Here is an 18,144-nt window from a genome sequence, read left to right as displayed (position 1 = left end):
GTAACTCAAGACTTTCAGTCTGGGAGGAATGGAAATGAATCAAAGAAATCTGGATGGTAACAGCATTATTATTCGACTGGAAATGACAACTAAGGATATCAAGTTTGGCGAAGTGGCTTCGGTCATCTCGGAAGCTGGGGGAGACATCATTGCCATCGACGTGATTTCCACCAATCAGGATGTAAGCGTGCGCGACTTGACGGTCGCAGTTACAGATGCACAAGATAACAGTAAAATTATAGAAGGGGTGCGCCAGCTTAAAGGTGTGTCCATTATTAATGTATCGGATCGGACGTTCCTGCTTCATCTGGGCGGTAAGATCGAAGTAACACCAAAGACCCCGATTCAAAACCGGGAAGATCTGTCACGTGTGTACACTCCGGATGTGGCTCGTGTGTGTTCAGCCATTTCAGAAGAACCCGGCAAAGCCTTCTCATTGACAATTAAACGGAATACAGTAGCCGTCGTATCTGATGGCAGTGCGGTACTTGGACTGGGCAACATTGGTCCCCGTGCAGCGATGCCTGTCATGGAAGGTAAAGCGATGTTATTCAAACAGTTTGCTGGTGTGGATGCTTTCCCAATCTGCCTGGACACACAGGATACCGAGGAAATCATACGTACTGTGAAAGCGATCTCACCTGGTTTTGGCGGCATTAATCTGGAGGATATCTCGTCACCGCGTTGTTTCGAAATTGAACGTCGTCTGAATGAGGAATTGGACATTCCTGTATTTCATGATGACCAGCATGGCACAGCGGTTGTGTTATATGCCGGTCTGATCAATGCACTCAAACTGGTGGGCAAGTCCATTGAAGATGTGAAGATTGTGGTCTGTGGTATCGGTGCAGCAGGTGTGGCATGCAGCAATATATTATTGTCCGCGGGAGCCAGCCGGCTTATAGGTGTCGATCGTGAAGGTGCAATTGTACGGACACAAACCTATGAGAATGAAGTCTGGAGTGATTATGCAGCTCGTACTAATCCCGAACTGGAGACTGGTTCGCTGCGTGATGTCATTCGTGGAGCCGATGTGTTCATTGGCCTATCCCGCGGGAATCTGTTAACTCGCGAAGATGTACAGACCATGGCAGAAGATCCAATCGTGTTTGCAATGGCAAACCCGGTGCCTGAGATTATGCCTGCCTTGGTGGAAGACATTGTGGCTGTAATGGCAACAGGACGATCCGATTATCCGAATCAGATTAACAATGTGTTATGTTTCCCGGGCATCTTCAGGGCAGTTTTGGATTGCCGAGCCACCGAAATTAATGAAGAAATGAAGCTGGCAGCCGCGCAAGCGATTGCTTCGGCCATTACGGACGAAGAGCGTACACGTTATTACATTATTCCGAGTGTGTTCAATGATAAAGTAGTCAAATCGATGCGCAGTCGCGTAATTGAAGCAGCTATTAAGACGGGTGTAGCTCGACGTATTCCTCGTGAACAGGCCCGTGAAGGCGGGGAATCGTAAGATGTCAGAGAACCCTCTTCAACCTGGTGGGAATCTGCAAGAATTAGGGCACATGCATAATATAGATGGAATAACGGTAGGAGAGGCTGTTCTGCGCGCCGCCCGATCCTTTGTTCAAGGGGACTCATCCAAGCATAGTGATGGTCATGACTGGCCGCACATTGAACGGGTAACCGCACTTGCGGTTGAACTCGCTCACCGTATGGGTGCAGATCCATTTGTCTGCGAACTGGCTGCATTATTACATGATGTACCGGATGAGAAGCTGAATGAGAGCTTGGAAGCCGGGATGGCCAAACTAAATGACTGGCTGGATACCCAGCCTCTTGACCCGGATATACGTAATAAGGTTGTGGGGATTATTAGCACCATCTCATATGCGGGAGGACAGCGTCCTGCGGTCAGCTCGCTTGAAGCACAGGTTGTACAGGATGCGGATCGACTGGATGCATTGGGTGCGATTGGGATCGCGCGAACCTTTGCCTTTTCAGGCGCCAGAGGGCGCGAGATGTACGATCCGTCCCTTCCCCCACGAGAGCAGATGACCCGTGAGGAATATCGCAATGGGCGCAGCACAACGATAAATCACTTTTACGAGAAGTTGTTCAAGCTCAAGGATCTGATGAATACCTCCTATGGCAGGGAGCTGGCGGAACAGCGTCATGATTATATGGTGCAGTTTGTGGACCAGTTCAAAAGGGAATGGGAGGGCACGGACCGTTAGGCAGGCATAATAAGCATGAGTATTCCAAAGAGGTATAATTAGTAACAGAGGCGAATCTTTGAAGTGGCGAAAATCCATTTTGAAGATTTGCTTCTTTTTGGGTTAATAATGTGTATTAACATACATAAAGAAATCAATTTCATAATACCTCTGACTTATGACATGGCAACGGAAGACCTTACATGGTACAATAAATCGTTCTCCTGAATGAATTCAGGCAAAAAAAGAAATATGAGGTAATAATGAACATGATTATCAAATGTAAAATTTCAGGTTCGGTAAAGAGGAGGGGTCACCACCATGTCGTTTGGTGCGCGTGTACTTAAGACGGGGATCGCGGTCACGCTTGCCTTGTACCTAAGCAGCCTGTTCTTGAACCCGCAATCTCCCGTGCCTGCCGCAATCGCGGCTATATTCGCCATGCAGCCTTCCATCTATCGTTCCTGGAAATACTTCCTGGATCAATTGCAAACGACCACGCTGGGAGCTATCGTCGCCCTGGTGGGGGGCATGGTGTTGTCCAATGAGCCAATCGCCGTTGGATTAATTATTGTACTTGTCATCATGATCTGTCTTAAATTGAATATGGGTGAGACGGTTGGCCTGACACTGGTCACGGTTGTATCCATTATGGAAGCCTCGGGTGATTGGCATTTTGCACTCAATCGTTTTCTGTTGACATTGGTTGGTATTGTATCGGCGTTTCTCATCAACATTACGGTATTTCCTCCGAAACCGAAGGTTCAGTTCGTGAAGCAGATCCATAGTGTATTCAGCGGTATGTCGTTGCTTCTGCGAACTTCGATCTCGGATGAGATCAAGGAAGTTGTATTCCGGGAGGAGAAAAGTAACCTGGGCGGTTCCATTAAGTCTCTCTCCGACAAGTATAACTTGTTCGAAGAGGAACAGAAAAAGATGAAACGTTCGAAATTCAGCGAAACTCGTCAGATGGTGGTCTACAAACAAATGCTGCTGAGTTTGCAAAAAGGGTACGAGGTGCTGGATTCGGTGGAACGCCACTATTTCCAGGCACCGCGGACAACGGCCATGGATCAGTTTTTTGACTCACATCTTGAACTGGTTATCAAATTCCATGAGCATGCACTGCTCAAGTTCGAGGATAAGCTGAAACCTAATGGGGAAGAGGCTGCACAGTTTGTATTGGATAATGACCGTTTCATGGAGCAGGCGATCACCCAGTTTGATATCGACAAGGAAGGGATGTTACGATTGTCCATCGTGGCTGCTGCCATTTATGATTATGGATATCAGTTGGAACGTCTGAATCGACTTGCCGAACATGTGCATAGCGCCAGTGAAGACAAAGAATCACAGGACAAAATTTTGAATTGGCTTAAGTGGCCTTAAATTCAAGTTCAAAAAGTCTGGTTTTCAGTACCAAGAAGATGGAATGAAGATAGAAATGGAGTAGCGGAGCGTAGGAAAACTACGTGAGCAACGGACATTTCGGCTGAATTTCATATTCGATGCTGATGATGCCGTTAGGCATGATTCGTAATCAAAATTAGACTTTTTGAACAACCTCTAAGTGCGAATTGCGCACCTGCTTGGCGATCATATACAATGTAGTTACAACATAGCCCGGACAATCGTGTCCGGGTTGTTTTGTCATACATAGGGCTGAAGGGCATGAATGAATATTAACGAACTGAGGGATAGAGACATGATTATAGAGGAATTAGACGCTGAACTAATGGAATGGTTGAGTGGGACAAATCTGGAGCATAAACAGCATGAAGCCATGCAACTGCTAACTGTATCTGAGGATCAGTGGCCGCATCAGGCGATGATTAGTATGGGGGAAGTGATTGCGATAAATCCGCATCAGCTTAGACTGGCTCTATGGCAAGGTACACAGACCAGTATGAACATGAGCAAAACAGGCAAGGCTACCTTGATTGCGGTTCAAGGACATCGATTGTTGCATATCCGTATAGAAGTAGAACGGCTGCCTGAGATGAAGGGGGCTGTTCATCCGAGAGATCGTTTTGAAGCACAAGTGCTCCATGTACGTGTGGATCACGCGCCATATGCGGAGATCACTTCAGGAATAACCTTTCAATTAAAAGATGAACTTGGAGCAATTACACGCTGGAAAGAGACAATTGAAGAATTACGAAAGTAGGCAGGAGTAGCTAGGTCAGTTGAGGACCCGGTGATTGGGTAATAATGAAGAAGAAAACAACAAAAAACGCCTCCGCTTGCATCGGGACGTTGTCACTGGTACAATAAAAAATGGTTTTCAGAAAATTAGAACTAATTAACATATAATTAAAATGTTTACTTTCTAATAATTATACCATTGCCTTTTCGGGCTTGTCAAATGGGATTATGAGGACACAATCCGGGGAAAGAGGGGCTATTAACATATGAGTACAGATCAGCAATGGAATGAGGAACAACAACGGGTCAACACCGTGACCGATCAGATTGAACGCAAGATCACAACGCTGGAAGATGAAGTTGGTTCCTTCCGTGACGAAGTGGTTGGCATGAGAAAAGACTTCTGGGACGAAGTCACGATGAACTTTAGCGAAGCGGATGATGTTGGGGAGACTTCAACCAGCATGCGGCAGCAGTCACAGGTATTGTCCGATCGGGAGCGCAGCCATCTAAATACAGCAGCTGCGTTGGATAAAATGAAACGACTGCATCATTCACCGTATTTTGGCCGCATTGATTTTAAGGAAGATGGATATCCAAATGCAGAACGCATTTATCTCGGCATTGCATCGTTGCTGGATGAGAAGGAAGAATCTTTTCTGGTCTACGACTGGCGTGCGCCAATCTCCAATCTGTATTATGACGGAGCACCGGGTCCAATCACGTATCATACACCCAGTGGAGAGATCAGCGGTGATATAGAGATGAAGCGACAGTTTGTCATTCGGGACGGTCGTATTCGTTTTATGTTTGACACGGGGGTTACGATTGGTGATGAGTTGTTGCAGGCTGTGCTCAGTCGAACTTCGGATGCACAGATGAAGAGTATTGTAGCGACCATTCAGAAGGAGCAGAACCGGATTATCCGTAATGACCGGACACGTATGCTCATTGTGCAAGGCGCAGCCGGCAGTGGCAAAACATCCGCGGCGCTCCAGCGTGTGGCATATCTTCTCTATAAATACCGCGAGCATCTGCAAGCGGATCAGATGGTTCTTTTTTCACCAAATCCAATGTTCAACAGTTATGTCTCCACGGTACTGCCTGAGCTTGGGGAGGAAAACATGTTGCAAACGACCTTCCAGGAGTATCTGGAGCGCCGTTTGGGTCGTGAATATCAACTGGAAGATCCGTTTATTCAGCTTGAATATGTACTTACGGGGACGGAAGATCCCGATTACGATGTTCGCATGTCCAGCATTCGCTTCAAGTCGTCCGAAACGTTCCTCAAGGTTATTACACGTTATAAGGAAAGTATGTTGTCAGGTGGCATGAAATTCAAGCCGGTTCGCTTCCAGGGCCGAGCGATTGTCACGTCAGAGGCTATGGCTGAGAAATTCTACAGTTTCGAGTCATCCGTTAAGCTGGTGAGTCGACTGGAGATGTTACGGGACTGGATGCTGAAAGAACTGTCTGCCTTTGGTAAAGGTGAACTGGATGCGCCTTGGGTTGATCAGCAGCTTGATCTGATGGAGCCGGAGGATCTGCAACGTGCGTATCAACGGTTGAAGCGCAAGCAAAAAGGAAAGACCCATACGTTTAATGACTTTGAGCAGGAAAGAGGGATTCTGGCACGTATGGTGGTCAGTGACCGACTCAAACCGTTGCGAAAATGGATCAAGTCATTACGATTCGTTGATATAAGACAATTATATGCACATCTATTCAACGATCAGGCTCAGATGGAGCGATTGCTGGGTGACGAAGCGCTGCCTGCTCAATGGGATGAAATCTGTAAGATGACTTTACGCAGATTGAAGCTTCAGGAGTTGGCATATGAAGATATTACGCCATACTTGTACTTGCGTGAGCTTATGCTTGGATTCCATATTAACTCGAATATTCGTCATGTCATTATTGATGAAGCCCAGGATTATTCTGCGTTTCAGTTGGCATTCATGAAGAGATTGTTCCCACGGGCGAAAATAACAGCACTTGGTGACTTTAATCAGGCAATCTATGCCCACTCTTCAGTACTTAGCGGAACAGGACCTTTGACTAACCTGTACGGTCCAGACAATACAGAGGTCATTGAGCTGACCAGAAGTTATCGATCTACCCGTGAGATCGTGGAGTTTACACGTGGCATGGTGCCTGGTGGGGAAGAGATTATTCCATTTAACCGTAGCGGTGAGAAACCTAAAGTGATCGTTTCTTCTGATTCAGAGCGTCATATGAATGTCATCACGACAGACTTGAAGCATTTGATTAAGGAAGGGTACGAATCGGTTGCAGTTATCTGCAAAACCGCCGAAGAGAGCAGAGACGTACATGCTGCATTGAGTAAGGCGCTGCCCACAGCACCGAAGTTAATCAAAAAAACGACGCTGGCTTTTGAGCAGGGTGTTCATGTCATCCCAGCGTATCTGGCCAAAGGTGTGGAATTCGATGCTGTCCTGATCTATGACGGCTCTGCGGAGCAGTATGCTCAAGAGCATGAACGCAAGTTGTTCTATACGGCTTGCACACGAGCGATGCATCTGCTGCACGTTTACTGCGTGGGCACACCGAGTCCGTTCATTACCGCCCAGTCGGAAGAACAGTATGATCTTGGCAAGGTGTCTGCTGCGCAAGTGGACTGACATAACACTTCATATGCATGAAGAAGGCTTCCGTTCAATGGAACGGGAGTTTTTCTGTATATGATACATATATCGGGAAGAAGCTAGCTTAGCGAGGGAATTATACGTGATGAGGTTACAGCCATATAGGTGATCGTATTGATAAAAATACCTAACGTGAATTCGTAAGGATTGGGTCCCGTGGATAAATACGTCTGCATAATTTGTATTTAAGCACAATCGATGTGATTTTTCTTTACACATGAAGTCCGGACTCATATAATCGTAACAATATATTTTTTTTGGATCGTTTATTAAAGGAGGCAACAAAATGAACAAATCATCTTTTGAACGGCCACTTATGGCCGATTGTGTACCGGATCTGGTCGCTACAGCACGGGGAGATTTGCCAGCGACTTTGGTCATTCGGGGAGGTACGCTGGTAAACGTGATATCGGGTGAGATTTTGCCTGAGATGTCCATAGCTGTACAGGGAGCTCGAATCGCTTATGTCGGTAAAGATGTAAGCCACACCATCGGAGAACATACCCGGATCATTGAAGCAAACGGTAAGTATATCGCTCCTGGTCTGTTGGATGGACACTGCCATATCGAAAGTACACAGATGAAAGTAACCGAGTTTGCGAGAGCGGTATTGCCTTCAGGCACGACCGGAGGTTTCTTTGACCCACATGAGATCTCCAACGTGCTTGGTCTGAAAGGTCTGAGACTAATGCTAGATGAAGCACGGACCACACCGATGGCAGCTTATATGCAGGTGGCTTCCTGTGTGCCTTCAACGCATCCAGGATTGGAGACAACAGGTGCTTATATCGGGCCTGAAGAGGTAGCTGAGGCTCTTTCCTGGGGTCCGGACATGATTGGTCTTGGTGAAGTGATGAACTTCCCTGGAGTGGTCTATGGGGATGAGACGATGATTGGTGAGATACAGGCAACGCTCCGGACAGGTAAAGTGGCAGACGGTCATTTCACCTGGGCTGCAGATGACTGGCGTCTGCCAGCCTACGCAGCGAGTGGTGTTACAGGGGATCATGAATGTGTGACCAAGGAAGATGTGGTTGAACGTCTGCGACTCGGAATGTACGCGAAGATGCGTCAAGGTTCGGCATGGCATGATGTGGCTGAGACGATCAAAGCCTGCACTGAGCTTGGTCTGGATACACGCCGGATGATGCTGGTGACCGATGACCGAAGCTCTGAATCGCTGCTCAAAGAAGGACATATGGATTTTGTTGTTCGTCTCGCAATCTCCCAAGGGGTGAAGCCGGTTACGGCTTTCCAGATGGCAACCATTAACACGGCTGAGCGCTTTGGTGTTGCGCGCGACATTGGTGCGATTATTCCGGGCAATATAGCCGATATTATTCTGCTGGACGGCCGGTTGGCGGATGTACGTGTAGGCATGACGATTGCTGCCGGGCAAGTTGTAGCGGAGAATGGGAAAATGACGGCGGTCTGGGACAGCTTCACGTACCCGGAGGAAGCGCTGAACACGGTGAAGTTAGAAGCTAATATTCAGCCAGAAGATCTGGAGTTGGCTGCACCGATTCAAGAGGGGATCATTGGTGCCAAAATCATTCATGTGACAGAGAACCATGTGGATACAAAGGAGAAACACCTGCCTGTTACCGTAGAGAACGGCAAGGTTGTGGTTTCAACTTCAGGGGAAGTATGCAAAATTGCGGTATTGGAGCGTCACAAACAAACCGGGAATCGAGCGGTAGCGCTTGTTGGAGGCGTCGGCTTCACATCACCTGCAGCGATTGCGATGACAGTTGCTCATGATAGTCACAACCTGTTGATTATCGGTAATGATGATGCGCTAATGGCTGAAGCCGGTAATCGCGTCATTCGTATGCAGGGCGGGGTGGCCGTGGTAACGGCAGCAGGGGTAACCGAATTCCCGCTGCGGATTGCAGGTTTGATGTCAACTGAATCTTTCGAAGTCGTTGCAGCCCAATCGGCAGCAGTCAGCGAAGCTTTACAGTCCGCAGGATGTACGTTGAATAATGCGTTCATGACGCTTTCGTTGCTCGCACTGGTTGTGATTCCAGAATTACGTTTGTCTGACAAGGGTCTTGTGCGGATCTCGGCAGAAGGTATTGAACTGGTGTCTCTTTTCGATGAAGTGGTTGACAATACACCGGTAGCTCCATCGGGAAATGAATGAACGGAAATGTCGACTAGACATCATTAAATAGGGTTTCATATAAAGCCGCCTTAGGGCGGTTTTTTGGTGTATTTTGAGAGAAAACGCTTTCTAGGTCTTCTGGAGCTTGGTGTACATATGGCAATAATGACTGAAGTCATGCTGGAATAAGAATTGAATTTGAAAATAATAAATAATTGTGACTTTTGAACTATACATACAGAACTACGAATTCCCGAAATATAGTTATATGATTCTTTCGTCGTAAGTCTTAAAGATGATATTGCATATAAAAGCAATCCAAATTCGTCGTACCTAATAAGTATCCATTAAATGAATATGAAACGACACAATTTCATCCAGATTTGCACGTCAGAGCTGATAACTTCAGAGGGAGTGTACAAATATGAAAAGCAAAAGGGGTTACCGTTTTATCTTATTACTGAGTTGTTTGATCTTGTGTGCGAGTACAGCCTGTTCTTCCAAAGCCATAGCGGATGGTTCAGTCGACAGTTATGCAACGATTCATGGAGAACTTGATGTGCCAGTGAGAGCGACTTGGGTGTGGGATACCACCCAGATCCGAAGTAATCCTCAAGAGGTGTTAAATTACGCTACAGCGAACAAGATCAATACGATCTATCTGCAGATGAACCGGGATATAAAGATTCCTGAGTATAAAAGTTTTATCCGCCAGGCGAGAGCCAAGAACATTGCGGTTGACGTTATGGATGGAAGATCAGCGTGGGGATTGACGGAAAGTCGGGAACAGATTGCATCTTTCCTGGACTGGATCGAGGCATATCAGGCGCAGGCGTTGCCTAATGAGAAGTTTGCTGGTATTCATCTGGATATTGAGCCACATGTGCATCCGCAATGGAAAATCAATCAGGCCAGTGTAATTACTCAGTGGCAAGGCAATGTGGAGTACATTGTTGAGCGAGCATCACGGATGAAAATGCCGGTAGCGGCTGATCTGCCTTTCTGGCTCGATAACTACAAAATTCCGGGTTCCACGATGGCCGTAAGCAGTTGGATGATTCGCAAGTTTGATTCCATCACCATTATGGCTTACCGCGATACAGCTGCTACAATCTATAGTGTAGCGAAGGATGAACTTGCAGAAGCAGCTCTGCTTGGCAAGACGATCTCAATCGCCGTGGAAACAAAGCAAAGCAAGGAAGGTGACTTCATTACTTTTTATGAAGAGGGATCTGCTTATATGGAAGCACAATTAAAATTGGTCGAAAAAATGGCTTCAGTACATGCGTCCTTTAACGGTTTCTCCGTACATGAGTACACTTCATGGAAGACACTGAAAAAGTGAGAAACTGAAAAAGTGAGGCCAATGTTAAGCTTCAAAGCGTAAGGCTGATAGCAGCGAGTGAGATGAGTTCTAACTGAGCCAGTGTGGCTCAGATCAGAGCGTTATCTTATTCATTGGCTGGAAAGTTGATAAAGAAGATAAAGAAGGTGTTTGCAGCTGAATAGCTGTGAGCACCTTCTTCTTTTACACCTGAACCAGGGCAGACTCCATTCCTACGTTCTCATAGAACATTTTGCGATACTGTGAAGGTGTTGTGGCTTTATGCTTTTTAAATGTAGTGATGAAGTAGCTTAGATGCTCGAAACCCACATCCATGGCGATATCAACAATTTTGTGATCTGTATTCTCAAGCTGAACGCAGGCCTGCTGAACACGGTAATAGTTAATGTAATCAACAGGTGTTTTCTGCACCATTTGTTTGAAGAAACGACAGAAGTGCCCTTCACTCATATTGGCCTCATCGGCCAGTTCTTTCAGCTTTAATGGTTCAGGATACCGTTTGTGAATATAACTGAGCACGGATTTCAGGCGCTCTACCTTGTCATGACTGCCTGTAGCTACAGTGCCTTTGAGCGGAGCAGGTCTCATATGTTCGAACATTCGGGCAAATATGAGGTACAGGTAGGCTTTCGTTGACATTTCACATGTTTCGGTTCGGCCAGCATGGTCTGCAAATATACGTTTCAGGAGATCCAGAATTTCTTGTCCCCAGTTCTCATCTGCCTTGATATGACTGGGGGGAATCACCGTTTTGCGTACCAGTGGACCGATGAATTTCTCTTGGACCGTATCGAAGGCACGGCTGCCAAGCAGTTCGGGATTAAATACAATGGAAGAGAATATGCAGGGCACATCGCCCTTCAGATACCCCGCATGAATCTCACCTCGATTGATGAAAATGGCTTCTCCAGCTTGGACCTCAACAGTGTTCATATCGATCTGAAAGACGGCGCAGCCCTGGGTCACCATAGTGAACTCCATCTCATCATGCCAGTGGCAATCGAGAATGCTATCCCCGTTCAGTTGTTGAATATCCGGGTACACACTGACGGGATACATGGCATTGCCGTGAATCCGGTCTTCCCGTAATCGTTCACGTTCCATATCAGATTCTCCTTTTGTATCATTATTAATGTAATCGTTTCCATAGATTGGTGATGATGTTCAAGAATCGGATGTTTATTATCAAAATCGTGATATATTCGGTCAAAATAAGAGAAGAAATTAATTATTAATATCAATATTATTATAATATAACCAAAGGGGGAAAGAAAACATGAAATTTACTGATGGATTCTGGATGACTCGTGAAGGGTACCAGATTCAAAACCCGACTGACATTCGTGATATTGTGCAAAAAGATAATTCTGTGACCGTATATGCGGCAACTAAATATATTCGTTCCAAAGGCGACACGTTGAATGGTACATTGCTGAAAGCAACATACAGCTCACCTATGCCAAACGTTATTCGTGTAACCTTGAATCATCATAAAGGCGGCGTGAAAAAAGGGCCTGTATTTGAGCTTAACACACAAGAAGCCAACGTTGAGATCTCAAAAAATGAACAAGGTGCTGTTTTGAAAAGCGGCAACCTGGAAGTTCAAATCGACAAAACAAACGGTTGGGACGTTAGCTTCCTATATGGAGGAAAACGCATTACAGGTAGTGGTCAAAGAGCGGCTGGTTATATTACAGGTCCAAGCAAGGAAGCGTACTTCCGCGAGCAGCTTGATCTCGGTATTGGTGAATACGTTTACGGACTCGGTGAGCGCTTCACACCGTTTGTTAAGAATGGCCAAATCGTCGATACCTGGAATGAGGACGGCGGTACAAGCAGTGAGCAGTCCTATAAAAATATTCCGTTCTACCTGTCCAATAAAGGATATGGCGTATTTGTAAACCATCCGGAACGCGTATCGTATGAGATTGCATCCGAGAATGTATCTAAAGTTCAGTTCAGCGTAGAAGGCGAGACGTTGGAGTACTTCATTATCGGCGGTGACAATCCAAAGGATGTACTTGATAATTATACGAAATTAACAGGTAAACCAGCGCTTCCACCGGCATGGACTTTTGGTCTGTGGCTGACAACATCATTCACAACGGATTATGATGAAGAAACGGTTAACCATTTCGTAGATGGCATGGCTGAACGTGATCTTCCGCTGTCTGTATTCCATTTTGACTGCTTCTGGATGAAGGAATACCAATGGTCTGATTTTGTATGGGATGAAGCGATGTTCCCGGATCCGGAAGGCATGCTTGCACGACTGAAAGAAAAGGGCCTTAAAATCTGTGCTTGGATCAATCCATATATTGCAGAAAAATCCTACTTGTTCGATGAAGGTATGGAGAACGGTTACCTGGTCAAAACAGCCGATGGTAGCGTATGGCAATGGGATATGTGGCAAGCAGGTATGGCTCTGGTTGATTTCACAAATCCGGATGCTGTGAACTGGTATAAGAGCAAGCTGGAAGTCCTGCTGGATCAAGGTGTAGATTCCTTCAAGACTGACTTTGGTGAAAGAATTCCGACAGATGTTGTGTACTTCGATGGTTCTGATCCGGTTAAAATGCACAACTATTATACACAGCTCTATAACAAAGCTGTATTTGAATTGCTCGAAGAGAAGATTGGCAAAAACGAAGCTGCCCTGTTTGCACGCTCTGCAACAGCAGGTGGGCAACAGTTCCCGGTTCACTGGGGTGGTGACTGCTCTTCCACGTATGAATCTATGGCTGAATCGCTTCGCGGTGGCCTCTCACTGGGGCTTTCCGGTTTCGGATTCTGGAGCCATGATATCAGTGGTTTTGAAAGCACAGCGAGCCCTGATGTCTACAAACGTTGGGTACAATTCGGACTGTTATCTTCACACAGTCGCCTGCACGGAAGCACTTCGTATCGTGTGCCTTGGTTGTTTGATGAGGAATCCGTGGACGTTGTTCGTGACTTTACCAAACTCAAAATCAGCCTGATGCCGTACCTGTACAATTCTGCGGTGGAGTCAACGGTAAAAGGTATTCCGATGATGCGCGCTATGCTGCTGGATTTCCCAGAGGACCCAACAACATACAGCCTGGATACGCAATATATGTTTGGTGACTCGATTCTGGTGGCTCCAATCTTCAACAAGGAAGGTGATGTGCGTTATTACCTGCCTGAAGGAACTTGGACGAACTATCTGACAGGAGCGAAAGTACAAGGTGGACGCTGGATCAGTGAAAACCATGACTTCAAAACACTGCCAATGATGATTAAGCCAAACAGTCTGATCGCTGTGGGTGCGGTGGATAGCAAACCGGATTATGACTTTGCAAATGATGTGTCCCTGCACTTGTTCGAACTGGCTGATGGTCAAACGGCTCAAGCTGTTGTTGTGAACCAAGCAGCTGAACAGGAGCTGACAGTTAACGTTACACGTAATGGATCAGTGCTGGATGTTCGTGCTGAAGGTGCGGGCAAACCTTGGAACATCGTACTTCGCGGTATTGAAAGTGTATCCAGCGTTGAAGGTGGTTCCCAAGTGTCTGGTGCAAATGGTGTTGTCGTTACAGCAGCAACAGGCGCAAGCGCGCTTACAATCCAACTGTAAAATGATATAGTAAAAGAAAAGGACGGTGCCGAAAGGTGCCGTCTGTTTGTCTACGATGATAGGAGATTGAATGAAATGAGTACAATGAATTCTGGTTTGCACTGCACGATATCAGCAGAGATGCTGCATCATCTGGTAGAAATTAATTTTGGAAGCGATACCAAAGTGAAGCAGTTTGGTCTCCTGCAAGGTGGACTTTTTAATACAACCTATCGGATTCACCTTGAACATACATCCTATACGGATGTGATTTTACGATTGGCTCCAGAGCGGGGTGAGATGGCGGCTGGTTCTGCGAGTGATCCCCTATTTTCGTTTGAACGTACGATGATGGCGGCTGAACCGATTGTATATGAATATTACCGTAAGGCAGGCATTCCTGCTCCCAACATTATCGCTTGTGATGACAGCGGATCAATCATCCCAAGAACGTACATGTTTATGGAGTTTATCCCGAGTAAGCAGCTGGATCACGCATCAATTTCAGACATAGACAAAGAGCGATTGTATCATCAGCTTGGCGTCTATACCGCCATCATGCATCAGATCGAGGGGGCATCGTTTGGGTGGCCGCAGGGTGATGGGACGATTAGAGGCTCGGATCAATGGTCCGAGGTGTTGCACTCTTTTGCAGAAGAAACGGCACTTAAAGCGGCACAAGTCGATTATATGTCAGGTGTGGGAGAAGATATCGCTGCTATTTTCATCAAAAATAAAGACTTATTTGATCAAGTGACCCGTCCGGTACTCGTTCATAATGACCTGTGGGAAGCAAATGTACTTGTTCATCAGGAAAACGGTGAGCTGAACATTGCGGCCATCATTGACGGAGATCGTTCCATGTTTGCAGACAGGGAGTTTGAAGCCATATTGTCGTCAGAATCAGCGGCTTTTCATGAAGGATATGATCGTCCACTGGACTCATCCGCTGAAGGACAGGCACGCAGGCTTGCCTATCGAATACTGTCTTCGTATTTTAATGCCTACGTTCATGAACATCAGGTCAATCAACCTGAAGATGGTCAGAAGTATCACCAGCGCACGCTGGATTTACTGGAGCAATGGAAGCAACTTGGACTTAACTAATTCGCAGGGGGAATGAAGGATGAAGGAGTATCATCAATACCCGATGTGGGATGCGTCACTTTCACTTGAGGAAAGGTTGGATGACCTGATTGCACGGTTGACAACGGAGGAGAAGATCAGACTAATTCCTACACGCGAAGCAGCTGTACCAAGACTGGGCATTCCAGCCTACAACGTTGGGGGCGAAGCTGCCCACGGGGTTGCATGGAAAGGGGAGGCGACGGTATTTCCGCAACCTCTCGGTCTATCGAGTACCTGGAATACAAGGCTTATGCGGGAGATTGGTTCAGTCATTGGCGATGAAGCTAGGGCATATCATCACCGTGATCCTGAAGTTCACGGGCTAACTTTGTGGGCACCAACGGTTGATCTGGAACGTGACCCACGCTGGGGTAGAACAGAAGAGGGATATGGCGAGGATCCGGTCCTCACGGGAGAAATGTCGGCGGCTCTCGTCAAAGGTATGCAGGGAAATGATCCTTTTTATCTGAAAATGGTCGCGACCTTGAAACATTTTTTTGCCAATAATAATGAGAAAGATCGGCTGAATTGTTCATCCAGCATTGATCCGCGCAATCTGCGGGAATATTATTTGAAAGCATTTGAGACACCATTTGTGGAAGGTGGAGCCTTGTCCATGATGACAGCTTACAATTCCATCAATGGTACACCTGCCATTGAAAGTCCATATGTGAATGATGTGGTTAAGGGTGAGTGGGCGATGCCAGGTTTCATTGTATGTGATGGTGGAGACCTGTCACAGACTGTGAATTATCATGGTTATCATACCAGTCATGCCGAATCAGCAGCAGGTGCGTTGAAGGCAGGAGTGGATTGTCTTACAGATGAAGTTGATCTTGTTGTATCTGCTCTGGAGGAGGCTCTTGACCAGAATCTGTTGAAAATAGCTGATTTGGACAGAGCGATCCGCAACATCTTTGGTGTGCGAATGCGACTTGGACAACTCGATCAGTCCGGGCTCAATCCATATGCGTCTATTCCCGAGTCGGTATTATGTGCACCGGAACATGCCAAACTTAGTTATCGTGCCGCTGCCGAATCGATTGTTTTGCTCCAAAATGATGGATTACTTCCGTTGCAGCCAGAAGCGTTGCAGAAAATCAGTGTGATTGGGCCACTTGCGGATGTTGTCTATACCGATTGGTACAGTGGCACATTGCCTTATCGAGTATCCGTCCTAGATGGATTGCGCAATCGCCTACCTGAAGCAGACGTGACCTATGCAGATGGGAATGACCGTATTCAGCTGAAGACAACAGACGGACAAGTTGTAACTCTTGGTGCGCAAGGTACACTCGTCGCTGTACCGGAAGCCAGTGTACCTACAGCAGCCGAATTTGTACATCAGGATTGGGGTTGGGAAAGTCATACGCTGAGAAGTGTGAACAATAATCGATACGTTAGCTTAACCGAGCAAGGTATCTATCAGGCAAATGCACCGGAGATTGGTGGCTGGTTTGTGAAGGAAGTTGTTCGCATAGATCCTCTAACGGATGGAAGTAACACCTTGCGGACGTGGAACGGCATTCCTGTTGGACTGAACGAATATCAGGGACAGTCTGCTGTATCACCACTCCGGCCACAAGGAGAACAGACTACAGCTACAGATACAAACCCGAATGATATTGGTGACTCTGGACACGCAAGTCAATCACCAGGCAATACACAGAGACCTTCTGCATTCATTATTGATATTGTGACCAGCGGAATACAACAAGCCGTAGAAGCTGCACGTAGCAGTCAGGCATCTGTCGTTGTTGTTGGCAACAGCCCATATATCAACGGCAAAGAAGAAATTGACCGCCCAAGTTTGCTGCTTCCGCCGAGTCAGGTCGAGCTTGTCAAAGCTGTGTGTGAAGCAAATCCCAATACAGTGGTTGTCATTATGGGCAGTTATCCATTTGCCTTGCAGGAGTTGAAAGGTATGGCCCGCGCAATCGTTTATATGACACATGCAGGTCAGGAATTGGGGAACGCGCTTGCAGATGTGCTGTTAGGTTATTATGCCCCAGCAGGCAGATTGAATATGACTTGGTATGAAGACGAATCACAGCTTCCTGACATGATGGATTATGACATCATTCAGAATGGCATGACCTATATGTATCATGAAGGACCGGTTCAATATGCATTTGGTCATGGCCTGACGTATTCCGAATTCGAATACGAAGCGATTCGTGTAAGTCGAAGTGCTCCGGAGGAATCCACCACCACAGATCAATTGAAGATTGAAGTGGAGGTACACAATACAGGTGAACGTGACAGTGATGAAGTCGTACAGATCTATGGATCTTCATATACCTCCCGAGTGAAACGTGCTCAGAAGCAACTGCTTGCTTTCCGTCGTGTTCATGTCAAAGCAGGGACGCGTGTTACGATAAGTTTCGAGGTTCCTGTTCAGAAGCTTGCGCTATGGGATGTTACCCGAGATCGATACTGCCTGGAGACAGCGACCTGGGCCATTCTGGCAGGGCGTTCTTCCACAGATATACGTCAGTCGGCTGATATTAAAATTGAAGGTGAGACGATTCCTGATCGCCCGCTGCACTTGCTTACCTTTGCCGAGAATTACGATGCTTGTGCAGGTGTTCTACTGGATGAATGTCTGGAAGGACGTTCGGCAATTCGGGCAATCACTCCGGAGGAACCTTTATATCGAGAGGAGCAGTCGTCTTGGATCGCTTTCAACCATAATGCTGTTCAAGAAGTACAAGGATTTGAAGCCAGAGTGGCAGCTTTTGGGGAAGAGGGCAGACTGGAGATTCGTTCCGAAGGACTGGAGGGCGAACTGCTCGGTGTGTGTGAAGTTTCTGGACCTGGAGGCAGTGTGAATGGGAAAGATATCAAGTGGACAACAGTTCAGTGTTTGCTTGAGGCGCCACATAAGGTGAATGCGCTATATATTGTCTTCAAAGGTGGAGCAGCGTTACGGCACTTTAGATTGTTGTAGTTGTAGCATGTCCTGAATAATCAACCTCCGAAACAAGCACAATAATGCTGTT

General features: G+C 46.6%; 11 protein-coding genes. 10 read left to right on the top strand and 1 reads right to left on the bottom strand.

From position 1 onward, the window contains the following. Positions 1-34: 34 nt before the first annotated feature. The 7 genes from MHI01_RS07945 (at position 35) to MHI01_RS07915 (ending at position 10,440) form a co-directional block, all read left to right on the top strand. Positions 35-1,474 (top strand): NAD-dependent malic enzyme, encoded by a 1,440-nt coding sequence (locus tag MHI01_RS07945; RefSeq protein ID WP_076326908.1) that lies wholly within the window; start codon positions 35-37, stop codon positions 1,472-1,474. Position 1,475: 1 nt separating this feature from the next. Further along, positions 1,476-2,198 carry an HD domain-containing protein gene (locus tag MHI01_RS07940; RefSeq protein ID WP_315372052.1) on the top strand — a complete coding sequence of 241 codons (723 nt, stop codon included), beginning with the start codon at positions 1,476-1,478 and terminating at the stop codon, positions 2,196-2,198. Between the two features lie 300 nt (positions 2,199-2,498). Then, positions 2,499-3,566: an FUSC family protein gene (locus MHI01_RS07935; protein ID WP_017689291.1), complete on the top strand. Its 1,068-nt coding sequence runs from the start codon at positions 2,499-2,501 to the stop codon at positions 3,564-3,566. A gap of 346 nt (positions 3,567-3,912) precedes the next feature. Next, positions 3,913-4,344: a pyridoxamine 5'-phosphate oxidase family protein gene (locus MHI01_RS07930; protein WP_340982886.1), complete on the top strand. Its 432-nt coding sequence runs from the start codon at positions 3,913-3,915 to the stop codon at positions 4,342-4,344. Positions 4,345-4,588: 244 nt separating this feature from the next. Continuing rightward, complete coding sequence (gene helD / locus MHI01_RS07925; RefSeq protein WP_340982885.1) at positions 4,589-6,964, top strand: RNA polymerase recycling motor HelD; 2,376 nt, start codon at positions 4,589-4,591, stop codon at positions 6,962-6,964. Positions 6,965-7,274: 310 nt separating this feature from the next. Further along, positions 7,275-9,134: an adenine deaminase gene (locus MHI01_RS07920; RefSeq protein WP_340982884.1), complete on the top strand. Its 1,860-nt coding sequence runs from the start codon at positions 7,275-7,277 to the stop codon at positions 9,132-9,134. A 385-nt stretch (positions 9,135-9,519) separates the two neighbouring features. Then, positions 9,520-10,440, top strand: coding sequence for a hypothetical protein (locus MHI01_RS07915; protein WP_340982883.1), 921 nt, complete (start codon positions 9,520-9,522; stop codon positions 10,438-10,440). Between the two features lie 183 nt (positions 10,441-10,623). On the opposite strand, the gene MHI01_RS07910 is transcribed toward MHI01_RS07915, so the two are convergent. After that, a complete protein-coding gene (locus tag MHI01_RS07910) occupies positions 10,624-11,544 on the bottom strand; it encodes an AraC family transcriptional regulator (protein ID WP_340982882.1) in 921 nt (306 codons plus the stop codon). 172 nt (positions 11,545-11,716) lie between these two features. Here MHI01_RS07910 and yicI point away from each other — a divergent pair, with 172 nt between their 5' ends. The 3 genes from yicI to MHI01_RS07895 all read left to right on the top strand — a co-directional run bounded on the left by yicI (position 11,717) and on the right by MHI01_RS07895 (position 18,092). Then, the gene (gene yicI, locus MHI01_RS07905; RefSeq protein ID WP_340982881.1) at positions 11,717-14,035 is read left to right on the top strand and encodes an alpha-xylosidase; all 2,319 of its coding nucleotides are present in this window, start codon (positions 11,717-11,719) and stop codon (positions 14,033-14,035) included. A gap of 75 nt (positions 14,036-14,110) precedes the next feature. Further along, the gene (locus tag MHI01_RS07900; protein ID WP_315371126.1) at positions 14,111-15,121 is read left to right on the top strand and encodes a phosphotransferase family protein; all 1,011 of its coding nucleotides are present in this window, start codon (positions 14,111-14,113) and stop codon (positions 15,119-15,121) included. 19 nt (positions 15,122-15,140) lie between these two features. Next, a complete protein-coding gene (locus MHI01_RS07895) occupies positions 15,141-18,092 on the top strand; it encodes a glycoside hydrolase family 3 C-terminal domain-containing protein (RefSeq protein WP_340982880.1) in 2,952 nt (983 codons plus the stop codon). The last annotated feature ends 52 nt before the right edge of the window (positions 18,093-18,144 follow it).

The sequence above is a fragment of the Paenibacillus sp. FSL M7-0656 genome, assembly GCF_038003225.1.
Classification (GTDB): Bacteria; Bacillota; Bacilli; order Paenibacillales; family Paenibacillaceae; genus Paenibacillus; species Paenibacillus amylolyticus.
The sequence above is the reverse complement of the archived record's forward strand: the minus strand, read 5'-3'. Positions and strand labels throughout refer to the sequence as shown.

Coding starts and splice junctions, on each gene's coding strand:
- helD (WP_340982885.1), top strand. CDS start 4,589: ATGAGTACAGATCAGCAATGGAATGAGGAACAACAACGGGTCAACACC.
- MHI01_RS07910 (WP_340982882.1), bottom strand. CDS start 11,544: ATGGAACGTGAACGATTACGGGAAGACCGGATTCACGGCAATGCCATG.
- MHI01_RS07930 (WP_340982886.1), top strand. CDS start 3,913: ATGGAATGGTTGAGTGGGACAAATCTGGAGCATAAACAGCATGAAGCC.
- yicI (WP_340982881.1), top strand. CDS start 11,717: ATGAAATTTACTGATGGATTCTGGATGACTCGTGAAGGGTACCAGATT.
- MHI01_RS07900 (WP_315371126.1), top strand. CDS start 14,111: ATGAGTACAATGAATTCTGGTTTGCACTGCACGATATCAGCAGAGATG.
- MHI01_RS07940 (WP_315372052.1), top strand. CDS start 1,476: ATGTCAGAGAACCCTCTTCAACCTGGTGGGAATCTGCAAGAATTAGGG.
- MHI01_RS07935 (WP_017689291.1), top strand. CDS start 2,499: ATGTCGTTTGGTGCGCGTGTACTTAAGACGGGGATCGCGGTCACGCTT.
- MHI01_RS07920 (WP_340982884.1), top strand. CDS start 7,275: ATGAACAAATCATCTTTTGAACGGCCACTTATGGCCGATTGTGTACCG.
- MHI01_RS07945 (WP_076326908.1), top strand. CDS start 35: ATGAATCAAAGAAATCTGGATGGTAACAGCATTATTATTCGACTGGAA.
- MHI01_RS07895 (WP_340982880.1), top strand. CDS start 15,141: ATGAAGGAGTATCATCAATACCCGATGTGGGATGCGTCACTTTCACTT.
- MHI01_RS07915 (WP_340982883.1), top strand. CDS start 9,520: ATGAAAAGCAAAAGGGGTTACCGTTTTATCTTATTACTGAGTTGTTTG.